The organism is Streptosporangium brasiliense (assembly GCF_030811595.1).
GTDB classification, from domain to species: Bacteria; Actinomycetota; Actinomycetes; order Streptosporangiales; family Streptosporangiaceae; genus Streptosporangium; species Streptosporangium brasiliense.
In genome coordinates this window covers 139,279-151,977 of sequence record NZ_JAUSRB010000001.1, presented here as the reverse complement: position 1 = coordinate 151,977, position 12,699 = coordinate 139,279, and the positions used below count along the sequence as shown (strand labels likewise).

The window sequence follows — 12,699 nt, the reverse complement described above, 5'->3', positions numbered from 1 at the left end:
GCCTTACCTAAAGCTCTAAGGGGAATCGATGACCTTCCGCACGGCCAGGGCCGCGGCCGCCGTCCTGCTGTCCACCCTCGCCCTCGCGGCCTGCGGCTCCTCCGGCGGCGGCCAGGCCGCCGAGGGGCCGACCCGCACGATCAAGCACGCGATGGGCGAGACGAAGGTGCCCGAGTCCCCCAAGCGGGTCATCGTGCTCGACACCGACAAGCTCGACACCATGGTCTCCCTGGGCCTCACACCGGTCGGCGCGGCGCAGGCGTCCGAAAATCAGGCCTGGCCGAAATACCTGGGATCCGCGCTCGACGCCACCAAGCCGGTCGGCACCCTCCAGGCGCCCAATCTGGAGGCCATCTCCGCGCTCAAGCCGGACCTGATCCTCGGCACGAAGTTCCGGCAGGAGCAGTTCTACGGCAAGCTCAGCCAGATCGCGCCCACCGTGTTCACCGAGAAGGTCGGGATCACCTGGAAGGAGAACCTCCTGCTCGACGCCGACGCCCTGGGGAAGAAGGCGCAGGCGGACAAGCTCCTCGCCGACTACCAGGCGCGGGCCGGCTCCCTGGGCGGCTCCGACGCGGTCGAGGTGAGCATCGTGCGCTTCATGCCCACCCAGATCCGGATGTACGGCCCCGAGTCGTTCAGCGGCATCGTCGTCGGCGACGCCGGTTTCGGCCGTCCCGAGCCGCAGCGGCTGGCCGACGCCCAGGACAAGCGCTTCGGCGAGCTGAGCCAGGAGAACCTCTCCCAGGCCGACGGCGACGTGCTCTTCTACAGCGCCTACGGCGCCCAGGCGGCGCAGAGCCAGGCCGCGGTCACCGGCGGCCCCCTGTGGAAGAACCTGCCGGCGGTCAAGGACGGCAGGGCGCACAACGTGGACGACGAGACCTGGATGCTCGGCATCGGCGTCACCGCCGCCGGGAAGATCCTCGACGACCTGGAGAAGTACGCCAAGCCCTGACGTCCCCGGAACCCGGGCCCCGTCCCCGACCCCGCGCGGACGGCCGGGGACGCGGCCCTGGCTCCCGCGGGGACGGGAAGAGGTCCGGCCACCTCAGCGGTCGCCGGCCACCTGGCCGGTAGGGCTGGGAAGATCCGGTCCGGTACGGCGCGGCCGTACCGGACCGGCGGACGGTCAGGCCGCCGTGGCCATCTTCCGCAGCCGCGCCAGGGCGTCGCGCTCGATGCGGCGGGCCCGGTCTCGGCCGATGCCGTAGCGCTCGCCGACCTCGGTCAGCGTGTGCTCGCGGCCGTCCATGAGGCCGTAGCGCCAGCGGAGCATCTCGCGGGTCTGGCCCTCCAGCCCGGTCAGCCACTGCTCCAGGCGCTCACGCTCCAGGATGTCCATCGCCTGCTGCTCGGGGTCGGCCCACGTCTCGTCGGCGATCATGTCGCCGAGCTCGGTCTCGTCCTCGTCGCCGACGCCGAGCTGGAGGGAGACGGGGTCGGAGGCCCAGCGGCGCAGCTCGCGGACCCGCTCGACCGGCAGCTCCAGCACCGCGGCCAGGTCGGCGTCCGTCGGCTCCTGGTCGAACTCGGCCAGCATGTCGCGCCGGACCCGCATCAGCCGGGTCATCTGCTCACCCGCGTGGGTGGGCAGCCGGACCGGCCGGGCCTGCTCGTGGATCGCGCGGCCCACCGACTGACGGATCCACCAGGTGGCATATGTGGAGAACTTGTAGCCGCGCCGGTAATCGAATTTCTCGACCGCCCGGACCAGGCCCAGGTTTCCCTCCTGGACCAGATCGATCAGCGGCATTCCCCTTCCGGAGTATTTGCGCGCGACCGCCACCACAAGACGTAGATTGGCCTGGATGAATTCGTCCTTGGCCCGCTGCCCCGAAACAGCCAGTCGTTCGAGCTCCTCGTCGGCGGCGTCCGCGATCCGCGGCTCCGCCAGTCCGCCGTCCAGCAACTGCTCCGCGAAGAGGCCCGCCTCGATCCGCTTGGCGAGCTCGACCTCCTCCTCCGCGGTGAGCAGGGGGACCCGCCCGATCTCAGCCAGGTAGGTCCCGAGCAGGTCTCGATCCGAGACGTGCTGATCCTGCGTCCGATTCCCCGTCGGCCTTGCCATCCGATGGCACCTCGCTCCGCCTGCTTATGGCATGCCCGCACGCTCGCCCAAGGCCCCGCGCGTGCAGACATGTCGCTTGCCTAATCAACGCTCGGATCAGGGCAAAGATTCCCTAAAAAAGTACGTCCGGAGAACGGTTTTGAATTTCCTCCTTAAGGAGGATGTCTTCGAACGTGACGTCACAGGCATTGCGGCTGCCCTCGCGGACCGGCTTCAAACCAGGCGGCGTCCCTCCTTCCAGACCTGCGCCACCAGTGGTACCCCCGGGCGGTAGGCCAGATGGACGTAGGACGGGGCGTCCAGGATCACCAGATCACCGCGGGCCCCCACCCGCAGCGTGCCGACGTCGTCGCGGCGCAGCGCCCTGGCTCCGCCGTACGTGGCGGCCCGGACCGCCTCCAGCGGCGTCATCCGCATCTCCCGGACGGCCAGCGCCACGCAGAACGGCATGGAGGAGGTGAAGGAGGACCCGGGATTGCAGTCGGTGGCCAGCGCGACGGTCACCCCGGCCGCCAGCAGGCGGCGCGCGTCCGGGTAGGGCGAGCGGGTGGAGAACTCCGCGCCGGGCAGCAGGGTGGCCACCACCCCGGCCGAGGACAGCGCCGAGACGTCCTCGTCGGTCAGGTGGGTGCAGTGGTCGGCCGAGGCGGCACCCACCTCCGCGGCGATCCGCGCGCCGGGGCCCTCCCCGAGCTGGTTGGCGTGGACCCGGGGCAGCAGCCCGGCCTTGACCCCGGCGAGCAGGATCTCCCTGCTCTGGTCGGCGTCGAACGCGCCGCGCTCGCAGAACACGTCGACCCACCTGGCGTACGGCGCGCAGGCCCGCAGCATCTCCCCGGTGACCGTGCGGACGTAGTCGTCGGCGGAGGAGGCGTCCGGAGGCACGACGTGCGCGCCCAGATAGGTGGTCTCCCCGGTGAACCTGCGGGCGATCTCCAGGGAGCGGCGCTCGTCCTCGACCGTGAGGCCGTAGCCGCTCTTGATTTCGACGGTGGTGGTCCCCTGGGCGAGCATCTCGGCGACCAGCGCGGCCGTCCGCCCGGCGAGGGCGGCGTCGTCGGCCGCGCGGGTGGCCGCGACGGTGGTCCGGATGCCGCCGGCGCTGTAGCGCTCCCCCGACATGCGGGCGGTGAACTCCGCCGTGCGGTCCCCGGCGAAGACCAGGTGGGCGTGGCTGTCGACGAAGCCCGGGATCACGCAGCGCCCGCCCACGTCCACGCGCTCGTCGGCGCCGGGGTCCGTGCCGGCGGCTCCGGTCCACACCACCGTGCCGCCGTCGACCACCATGGCGGCGTCCTCGATCTCCTCCCGCGCCGGGTCACCGGTGTAGAGCAGGCCGATCCGGTCAAAAAGGACGCTCATGCGCTCTCCCCCCGCGCCTCGGCGACCGCCGCGCCGAGCAGCGCGCCCACGTCGCCGAGGACGTGCCGGCCCTCGACGACCACCTGGCGGCCGCCCGAGATCACCGAGTGCACGTCGGCGGCCGTCGCGGCGAAGACCACCGTCTCCGAGGCGCCGTTGTGCGAGGCGCCCGCCGTACGGACCGAGTCGAGGCGCACCGACACCAGGTCGGCCCACGCGCCCGGCACGAGCGTGCCCGCGTCGGGGAAGCCCAGCGAGGCGTGTCCGGCGGCGGTGGCGGCCTGGAGCAGCTCGGCGGCCGTCCAGTGACCGCGCTGCTCGCTGGCCAGCCGCTCGTCCAGCTCGACCGCACGGGCCTCCTCGAACAGGTCGATGACCGCGTGGCTGTCGGAGCCGAGTGTGATCGGCGAGCCCGCCTCGAACATCAGCCTGGCCGGGCCGATGCCGTCGGCCAGGTCGCGCTCGGTCGTCGGGCACATGCAGACGTGGGTGCCCGACTGGCCGAGCAGCGCGATGTCCACATCGGACACGTGGGTGGCGTGCACGGCGGTGGAGCGGGGGCCGAGCACGCCGTGCTCGGTCAGCACCTGGACCGGGCTGGCGGCGTACATCTCCACACAGGCGGCGTTCTCGGCGCGCTGCTCGGAGACGTGGACGTGCATCGGGAGCGCGTGGTGGTGGGAGAACCTGCTCACCGTCGGCATCTGCTCGGCGGGGACCGCGCGGACCGAGTGGACGGCCACGCCGACCTCCACGTCCTCCGCGCCCCGGTAGGCACCGGCGAGGGCCTCGACCCGCACGGCCCAGTTGTCGGCGTCGCCGTCGCCGAAGCGGAGCTGGGTGCCGGTCAGCGGGGTGCCGAAGCCGCCGCTCAGATAGCAGGTGTCCAGCAGCGCGATGCGCAGCCCGGCCTCCCGCGCGGCCTGGACGAGCGCGTGCCCCATGACGTTCGGATCGTCGTACGGCCTGCCCCCCGGGCCGTGGTGCAGGTAGTGGAACTCCCCGACACCGGTGATCCCGGCCAGCGCCATCTCGGCGAAGGTGGCCCTGGCCAGTCTGAGGTAGGAGTCGGGGTCCAGCGTCGCGGCCACGCCGTACATCTGCTCACGCCAGGTCCAGAAGCTGCCCTTCTCCCGCTGCGTCACCCCGCGCAGGGCCCGGTGGAAGGCGTGGGAGTGCGCGTTGGCCAGCCCGGGGACGGTCAGCCCGTCGAGCCGGACGGCCCCCGCGGGAGGGTCGGCCATGCCCGGTGTGATCTCCTCGATGCGGGAGCCCGAGATCCGGACAAGCACCCCCGCGACGACCTCGCCGGGCGGCAGCCAGGCCAGCTCGCACCAGTAGTTCAGCTCCGGCACAGCTCCTCCAGGGCGGTGGCGAGGGCGGCGACCCCCGCGTGGCAGTCAGACATCTCGGCGTGTTCCTCAGGGGAGTGTGAGATTCCCGTTGGATTGCGTACGAACACCATCGCGCTGGGCACGCCCGCGGACGCCAGGATCCCGGCGTCGTGACCGGCCCCGGTCGGCAGGACGGGCACATCCCCCAGGACGGCGGCGATCCGCTCCCTCAGGACCACGTCGAAGTCGACGACGGGGGTCCACGATTCGGCGCTGACCTCGGCCCCGGAGAACTCGCTCAGCTCGGCGACCAGCGCCCGGACCGCGGCTTCGTCGCCGCCCCGGGCGTCCAGCCAGGCGCTGACCAGCCCGGGGACGGCGTTGGCGTTGTTGGGCGACACCCGGAGCTTGCCGAAGGTGGCCACCACACCGCCCCGCTCGGCGGCTTCGCGGGCGCGCAGCACGGTCCGGGCGAAGGGCAGCATCGGGTCGTCGCGGTCTTCCAGCCGGGTGGTGCCGGCGTGGTTGGCCTGACCGCGGAAGTCGAACCGCCAGCGGCCGTGCGGCCAGATGGCGGCGGCCACGCCGACCGGGGCGTCCTGGTGGACCAGCGCCTGGCCCTGCTCGACGTGGAGCTCCACGAAGACGCCGACGTGCCCGAGGGTCTCGTCGTCGCGGCCCAGCTCGCCGGGGTCGCGTCCGGCCCGGCGCAGCACCTCGGCCATCGAGTCGCCCCCGTCGTCGGTCAGGCCGCGGGCCCGGTCGGGGTCGAGCGCGCCGGTGAGCAGCCGGGAGCCCATGCAGGGGACGCCGAACCTGGCGCCCTCCTCGTCGGTGAAACAGGCCACCCCCAGCGGGCGGGCGGGCTCGAACCCCCTGGCCCGCAGGGCGTCGAGGGCGGCGAAGGCGGACACGACGCCGAGGGGGCCGTCGAAGGCGCCGCCCTGCCGCACCGAGTCGAGGTGGCTGCCCGTGACGACGCCCGGTCTGCCCGACGGGTCACCCCACCAGGCCCACAGGTTGCCGTTTCGGTCTTCTCGCAGGTCGAGGCCCCTTCCGGCGGCCTCCTGACGGAACCACTGGCGGAGCTCCAGATCGGCGGGCGACCACGCGTCGCGCAGGTAGCCCCGGGTCCGGCCGTCACGTCCGAGGTGCGCGATGGCACCCCACATCTCGTCGAACACCCCTCCATTATTGTGAATGGGGTCATTCATTGGCGAACCCGCGCCCCCTTCGGCGCGCGGACCCCGCCCCGCCCCGGGACACGGCCCCGCCTCAGGGCCGGGATCCGCTCCGGAGCGCGGCCCCGCGCCCCTCCGGCGCCCGGGCCCGGTGCTCAGCTCGCGGGCCCGGCCGTCGGGCGGACGGTGATCTCGGTGACGTGGGCGTCGGGAGAGGCCGTCACGGCCGCCGCCACCGCCCGGGCCACCGACTCGGGGGCCAGGTATTTCTCCGGCTCGTAGGTCCCGTTCTCCTGGGCCCGCACGCCGCGCTGCATGTCGGTGTCGATCCGCCCGGGGTAGACCGTGGTCACCCTGAGGCCGGGCTCCTCCAGCCGGAGCGCGTCGGCGAAGGCCCGCAGCGCGAACTTGCTGGCCGCGTAGGACCCCCAGTTGGGGTTGGCCCGCTGTCCCGCCCCCGAGTTGACCGCCACCACGTGGCCGCCGGCCGCGCGCAGCGCGGGCAGCAGCAGCCGGGTCAGCTCGGCCACCGCGACCACGTTGATCTCCATCGTCCGCCGCCAGACCTCGGCGGGGGTCTCGGCGATCCGCCCCAGCGTCACCACCCCGGCACTGTGCACGAGGACGTCGAGCCGGTCGATCCCGGCGACGTCGGCCTCGGTGACGGCGGTGAGCTCCACCGGCCAGGGCCGCGCGTGCGGCAGGCCCGCGCAGACCTTGGCCAGCGCGTCGACGTCGCGGCCGCCGAGCAGCAGGTCGTGGGTGGGAGCCAGGGCATGCGCGACGGCGGCCCCGACCCCTCGGGAGGCTCCGGTGACCAGCGCGGTCGGTCGTGCAGACATGCAGGTCACCTTACTCCGGTCACTCCCGGCTACCGAGGGCGGAACGTGGCGGGTCCGGGGCGCTCCAGCGTCAGGGCGTAGACGTCGTGGGGGTAGCGATGGTCGTTCGGGCGGATCCTGATCTCGCCGGCGGCGGCCTCCAGGATCACGCACCGGTACCACTCGCCGTCCTCCAGGAACTCCCACGGCCGCATCAGCACCTCCAGCCCCGACCGGTGGACCTCCTCGGCGGCCTCCCCCTCAGGGCGCGCCCCTCCCAGCGGGTAGCCGAACACGGTCAGCGGCTCCCATCCGCCGTCCACCGGCCGCAGGAAGCCCAGCAGGGCGCCGTCGTCGTCACGCCTGATCTCTCGCATGGTTGACACTGTATACAAATTTTAATAAAAATTTGGATATGTCTTCCACCCGTGTTCTACTTCTCGGCGTGCTGCTCGACGGCCCGCTCCACGGCTACGAGGTACGGCGCCGCCTCGAACTCATGGGCACCCAGCACTGGGCCAACGTGGCCTACGGCTCGATCTACCACGGGCTGGGCAAGATGGCCGACGAGGGCCTGCTGGATCGGATGGAGGAAGGCAAAGGTGGCAAGACCCTCTACGCGATCACCGACGTCGGCCGGGCCGAGTTCGGGCGTCACCTGCTCAGCCACTGGTGGGAGATCAAGCCGATCGTGGACCCGTTCCAGGTGGCGATCACCTTCATGGACCGGCTCTCGCCCGCCGAGCTGGCCTCGGCGATGGAGGCCAGGGCCGCCCAGCTCCAGTTCGCCATCGGGATGACCGAGCGCGCCATCGGCGGCAAGCAGGCCTACGGCGCCCCCCGGCACATCGACGAATGCCTGCGGCTCAACATCCTCCAGCTCAAGGCCCAGCTGGCCTGGGTCGACGGAGCCGCCGAGAAGGTCAAGAACGGCGAGCTCCCCTGAGGGGCGCCCGCCCCCGGAGAGCCGCCGGGCCCCGGAAAACCGGTTGAGCCTCCCCCGGCCAGAGGGTCCATCCTCTTCCTTGCCCCGCCGGAGGCCACCGCTCCCTCCTCACCCCTGCCGGGGACCACCGCTCCTTCCTCACCCCTGCCGGGGAGCGCGGCTCTCCGGCCCCACCCCCCGCTCCGGAACGGAGAAAGATGATCATCGAAGCGCACGGCCTGTGCAAGACCTTCACCGCCAGACGCGGACGAGGCAGGACAGAGGAGGTCGAGGCCGTCCGGGGCATCGACCTGAGCGTCGGCGAGGGCGAGATCTTCGCCGTCCTCGGCCCGAACGGCGCGGGCAAGACCACCACCGTCCGGATGCTGGCCACCTTCACCGCCCCCACCGCCGGCACCGCCCGGGTGGCCGGGCACGACGTGGTGAGGGAGGCCGCGAAGGTCAGGGAGCGGATCGGCTACGTCAGCCAGGCCGGGGGCGTGGACGACAACGCCCCCGGCCGGGAGAGCCTGCTGCTGTCTGCGCGCCTGTCCGGGCTCTCCCGGAGCCAGGCGCACACCCGCGCCGCCGAGCTGCTGGAGACCTTCAGCCTCACCGAGATCGCCGACCGCCCGGTGAGGTCGCTGTCCGGCGGGCAGAAGCGGCGCTTCGCGCTGGCCATCGGTCTGGTGAACCGGCCGCCGCTGGTCTTCCTGGACGAGCCCACCACCGGCCTGGACCCGCAGAACCGCGCCAACCTCTGGGACGAGGTCCGCAGCCTGCGCGACCAGGGCACCAGCGTGCTGCTGACCACCCACTACCTGGACGAGGCCGACGCGCTCTGCGACCGGCTGGTCATCGTCGACCACGGCCTGATCGTCGCCGAGGGCACCCCCGACAGGCTCAAGCAGGAGGTGGCGGGCGACGTCGTCACGCTCAGGCTCGACAACCTGGCCGCCGCCGGGGAGCTCCTGAACGCCCAGCCCTACATCAAGGAGACCCGGCCGGAGGACGACTGCCTGCGCGCCTACCTCGACGACGGCGAGCACAACCTGCCCGCCCTGCTCCGCGCCCTGGAGACCGGCGGCCTGGCGATCCGGTCGATCTCCCTCGACCGGGCCACGCTCGACGACGTCTTCCTGCGGCACACCGGCCGCTCCCTCCGCGACGCCGCCTGACCCCGTTAGGACCCCCCATGTTCCGACACACCATGCTGTTCTTCGGCTACGAGCTCGGCAACGTCCGCCGCAACCCGGTCTGGCCGCTGTTCGGCATCCTGCAACCCGTGCTCTATCTGCTGCTGTTCGCCCCGTTGCTGACCGGGATGGTCCCGGGCGGGACGCTGGTCGACGCGCTGAGGGTCTTCACGCCCGGCGCGATGATGATGATCGCCCTGTTCGGCTCGCTGTTCACCGGCTTCAGCATGATCAATGAGACCCGCAACGGGGTGCTGGAGCGGCTCGCGGTCAGCCAGGCCTGGCGTCCGGCGATCATCCTCGGCCGCGTGATGAAGGACATGCTCGTCCTCGTCCTGCAGGCGCTCCTGGTGATGGGGGTGGCCGTGCTGATGGGCCTGCGGCTGCCGCTGCCGGCCCTGGGCCTGATGCTGCTGCTCATGGCCGCGACCGGCCTGTTCGCCGCCAGCCTCTCCTACGGCCTGGCGCTGGCGATCCGCGACGAGAACGGCATGTCGCAGCTCGTCCAGTTCTTCGCGCTGCCGCTGACCCTGCTCGCCGGAATGATGCTGCCGGTCTCGCTCGGGCCGGAGTGGCTGCAGACGGCCGCCAGGTTCAACCCGCTCTACTACTCGGTCGAGGCGGGCCGTTCCCTGTTCGCCGGCGACCTGTCCGACGGCACGGTCCCGGTGGCCTTCGGCGTCTTCCTCGTGCTCGGCGCGCTCGCCCTGACCTGGTCGGTCCGCTCGCTGCGCAAGCTCGCCGGCTAGCCGTACCGCCCTGTGAGGTCAGGTACGCGGTGAGGTCAGGTACGCGGCCGGCGGGTGGTCGGCCGTTCAGCGCGGTGTGGCCGGCCGGTCGACGAAGACCCCGGCCTGGTCGGTCATCCGTTCGTACTCCTCCAGCCGGGCCTGCGTCCGCAGCGGCGCCGCGTCCGCCATGGCCTCCACCAGCACCATGGCCAGGGCGAGCGGCGCCGCGTGCGAGTCGAACACCAGCCGCTCGCCGACCGGGGCGTCCAGGATCACGTCGGCCTCGAACGGCACGTCCGGCCGGTCGGTGATCACCGCCGTCCGCAGGCCCAGCTCCCTGGCGTCGGCGAGGGCCTGTACGGCCTCGGCCGGATAGCGGGGCAGCACCACCGCGACCAGCCAGCCCGCCCCCGCCCGCCGCGCGGCGTGCAGGCCGTCGGCCAGCTCGGAGCCGCCGTGGGTCAGCAGCCGGACGTCGGGGTGGATCCGGCGGGCGAAGTAGGCGAAGGTGGTGGCCAGCCCGCTCGACACCCGCAGTCCGAGCACCGGCAGCGGCTCGCACCCGGCCAGACCGGCGCCCAGCTCCGCGATGGACGACGGGTCGTTCAGCCCCTCTCGGACCCTCCGCAGATTCTCGATCTCCACGTCGATCGCGGTCTGCAGGTCGTTGGCCCGCGACGGGCTCCGCTCGCCCATGACGAAGGGCCGCAGCGCCTGCCTGAGCTCGGGGTATCCCGCGAAACCGAGCACCATGGCGAACCTGGTCACCGACGGCTGGCTCACCCCGGCCCGCTCGGCCAGCTCCACACTGGACAGGAAGATGGCCTCGGCCAGGTGGTCGTCGAGGTAGCGCGCGATCCGCCGCTGCACAGGCGACAGCCGCCGGCCCTCCAGAAGTCGATCGAGTGCGTCCCCCACGTCACCTCCAACCGCCCGATCGTCGGCGGGAATTCCCGCCCGGCTCCCGCTCTCCCGCCCGCCGTCTCCCGCCCGCCCGCCTGCGGCGCACCTGCCCGCCGGCACGTCGGGGCGGGCGGGAGAGGGTCCGTTCCGGAACCCGCCCGCCGGAGCCCGTCGAGACCCCATGTCAGGGCCTTTCAGGACTCCCACGTCGAGCCTTTCAGGACTCCCGCATCAGACCCTCCGGAACCACTTTCAGGACCCGCACCAGACCCTCCGCGACTCCCGCGTCGGGCCTTTCAGGACTCCTGCATCGGGATGCGGACGCCGCGCTCTCGCGCCACCTCGACGGCCCCGTCGTAGCCCGCGTCGACGTGGCGGATCACGCCCATGCCCGGGTCGTTGGTGAGGACCCTGTTGAGCTTCTCGGCGCCGAGCTTGGTGCCGTCGGCGACGGTGACCTGGCCGGCGTGGATGGAACGGCCGATGCCGACGCCCCCGCCGTGGTGGATGGAGACCCACGCGGCGCCGGAGGCCACGTTGAGCATGGCGTTCAGCAGCGGCCAGTCGGCGATCGCGTCGGAGCCGTCGGCCATCCCCTCGGTCTCCCGGTAGGGGGAGGCGACCGAACCGCAGTCGAGGTGGTCCCGGCCGATCACCAGCGGGGCCTCGATCTCGCCGGAGGCCACCATGTCGTTGAACCGCTCGCCGGCCAGGTGGCGCTCGCCGTAGCCGAGCCAGCAGATCCGGGCGGGCAGACCCTGGAAGTGGACCCGCTCCCGGGCCATCCGGATCCACCGGGCCAGCGGCTCGTTGTCCGGGAACAGCTCCAGGATCGCCTGGTCGGTCTTGGCGATGTCGGCGGCGGATCCGGACAGCGCCGCCCAGCGGAAGGGGCCCTTGCCCTCGCAGAACAGCGGCCGGATGTAGGCCGGCACGAAGCCGGGGAAGTCGAAGGCGCGGGTGTAACCGGCCAGCTGCGCCTCGCCGCGGATCGAGTTGCCGTAGTCGAAGACCTCGGCGCCCGCGTCCTGGAAGCCGACCATGGCCTCGACGTGCTTGGCCATGGCCTCACGCGCCTTGCGGGTGAACCCGGCCGGGTCCTTCTCCCGCTCGGCGGCCATGTCCTCGAAGGCCACGCCGATCGGCAGGTACATCAGCGGGTCGTGCGCCGATGTCTGGTCGGTGACGATGTCGATCTCGGCGCCCCGGCGGAGCAGCTCGGGCACGGCCTCGGCCGCGTTGGCCTCGACGCCGATGCTCAGCGGCCTGCGCTGGTCGCGGGCCTCGTAGGCCAGGCGCAGCGCCTCGTCGAGGTCCTTGGCCCGCACGTCCAGGTAGCGGTGCTCGATGCGTCGGTCGATCGACCTGGGGTCGCAGTCGACGCAGATCACCACGCCGTCGTTCATGGTGACGGCGAGCGGCTGGGCGCCACCCATGCCGCCGAGCCCGGCGGTCAGCGTGATCGTCCCGGCCAGGGAGCCGCCGAACCGCTTGGCGGCGACGGCCGCGAAGGTCTCGTAGGTCCCCTGCAGGATGCCCTGGGTGCCGATGTAGATCCAGGAGCCGGCGGTCATCTGCCCGTACATGGTCAGGCCGGCGGCCTCCAGGCGGCGGAACTCCTCCCAGTTGGCCCAGTCGGGCACGAGGTTGGAGTTGGCGATGAGCACCCGCGGCGCCCACTCGTGCGTACGGAAGACCCCCACGGGACGGCCGGACTGCACCAGCAGCGTCTCGTCCCCCTCCAGCGTGGCCAGGGTGCGGGTGATCGCGTCGAAGGAGCGCCAGTCGCGCGCCGCCTTGCCGGATCCGCCGTAGACGACGAGCTGCTCGGGATGCTCGGCCACCTCGGGATCCAGGTTGTTCTGGAGCATACGGAGGGCCGCCTCCTGCGGCCACCCCTTGGCGGTGAGCGTGGTGCCGCGCGGCGCGCGCACGATCCGGCTGCCGGTCATGACCGAGCCTCCCCATCAGGACTGAATGAATGTATTCATATTTGTCACCTGGAGGCTACCGGTCAACCTGGACAGAGGGGGGCATCCCGGGCAGCACATCCGGGATGCCCCGTTTTCCGGTCGCCGGCCCGATCTTTCCCCTGGCCCTCGTCCCGCACGGACTGGACCGGAGACCGGACACGGCGGGTGCCCGGCAGGCACCCCGAGCGAAGGAGAAGCTCCG

12 protein-coding genes are annotated in these 12,699 nt (G+C 72.2%); 4 read left to right on the top strand and 8 right to left on the bottom strand.

Annotation, left to right across the window (positions count from 1 at the left end):
- Window positions 1-28 precede the first annotated feature (28 nt).
- Complete coding sequence (locus J2S55_RS00720) at window positions 29-958, top strand: ABC transporter substrate-binding protein (protein ID WP_306856556.1); 930 nt, start codon at window positions 29-31, stop codon at window positions 956-958.
- Window positions 959-1,132: 174 nt separating this feature from the next.
- Here the strand turns inward: J2S55_RS00720 and J2S55_RS00715 are convergent, their stop codons facing one another.
- The 6 genes from J2S55_RS00715 to J2S55_RS00690 all read right to left on the bottom strand — a co-directional run bounded on the left by J2S55_RS00715 (window position 1,133) and on the right by J2S55_RS00690 (window position 7,146).
- Window positions 1,133-2,071, bottom strand: coding sequence for a sigma-70 family RNA polymerase sigma factor (locus J2S55_RS00715; RefSeq protein WP_306856555.1), 939 nt, complete (start codon window positions 2,069-2,071; stop codon window positions 1,133-1,135).
- A 213-nt stretch (window positions 2,072-2,284) separates the two neighbouring features.
- On the bottom strand, window positions 2,285-3,433 hold the full coding sequence (gene hutI / locus J2S55_RS00710; protein ID WP_306856554.1) for an imidazolonepropionase: 1,149 nt from the start codon (window positions 3,431-3,433) through the stop codon (window positions 2,285-2,287).
- Entirely contained in the window at window positions 3,430-4,788 is a 1,359-nt protein-coding gene (locus J2S55_RS00705; RefSeq protein ID WP_306856553.1) for a formimidoylglutamate deiminase, read from the bottom strand. The genes hutI and J2S55_RS00705 overlap by 4 nt, the downstream gene beginning before the upstream one ends.
- Window positions 4,776-5,939, bottom strand: a complete 1,164-nt coding sequence (locus tag J2S55_RS00700) for an allantoate amidohydrolase (RefSeq protein ID WP_306858531.1) — start codon at window positions 5,937-5,939, stop codon at window positions 4,776-4,778. Before J2S55_RS00700 ends, J2S55_RS00705 begins: the two co-directional genes overlap by 13 nt.
- Window positions 5,940-6,103: 164 nt before the next feature.
- Window positions 6,104-6,790 (bottom strand): SDR family oxidoreductase, encoded by a 687-nt coding sequence (locus J2S55_RS00695; RefSeq protein WP_306856552.1) that lies wholly within the window; start codon window positions 6,788-6,790, stop codon window positions 6,104-6,106.
- A 29-nt stretch (window positions 6,791-6,819) separates the two neighbouring features.
- Window positions 6,820-7,146, bottom strand: coding sequence for a hypothetical protein (locus J2S55_RS00690; RefSeq protein ID WP_306856551.1), 327 nt, complete (start codon window positions 7,144-7,146; stop codon window positions 6,820-6,822).
- 38 nt (window positions 7,147-7,184) lie between these two features.
- On the opposite strand from J2S55_RS00690, the gene J2S55_RS00685 reads away from it, so the two are divergent.
- From J2S55_RS00685 to J2S55_RS00675, 3 genes are all read left to right on the top strand, one after another.
- Window positions 7,185-7,715, top strand: a complete 531-nt coding sequence (locus J2S55_RS00685; protein WP_306856550.1) for a PadR family transcriptional regulator — start codon at window positions 7,185-7,187, stop codon at window positions 7,713-7,715.
- A gap of 197 nt (window positions 7,716-7,912) precedes the next feature.
- Entirely contained in the window at window positions 7,913-8,872 is a 960-nt protein-coding gene (locus J2S55_RS00680; RefSeq protein WP_306856549.1) for an ATP-binding cassette domain-containing protein, read from the top strand.
- Between the two features lie 17 nt (window positions 8,873-8,889).
- Window positions 8,890-9,639, top strand: a complete 750-nt coding sequence (locus J2S55_RS00675; RefSeq protein WP_306856548.1) for an ABC transporter permease — start codon at window positions 8,890-8,892, stop codon at window positions 9,637-9,639.
- A 66-nt stretch (window positions 9,640-9,705) separates the two neighbouring features.
- Here J2S55_RS00675 and J2S55_RS00670 read toward each other — a convergent pair whose 3' ends face one another.
- Both J2S55_RS00670 and hutU read right to left on the bottom strand, forming a co-directional pair.
- Window positions 9,706-10,539, bottom strand: coding sequence for a MurR/RpiR family transcriptional regulator (locus J2S55_RS00670; RefSeq protein WP_306856546.1), 834 nt, complete (start codon window positions 10,537-10,539; stop codon window positions 9,706-9,708).
- Between the two features lie 281 nt (window positions 10,540-10,820).
- Window positions 10,821-12,476: a urocanate hydratase gene (gene hutU / locus J2S55_RS00665; RefSeq protein ID WP_306856544.1), complete on the bottom strand. Its 1,656-nt coding sequence runs from the start codon at window positions 12,474-12,476 to the stop codon at window positions 10,821-10,823.
- Window positions 12,477-12,699: the final 223 nt, after the last annotated feature.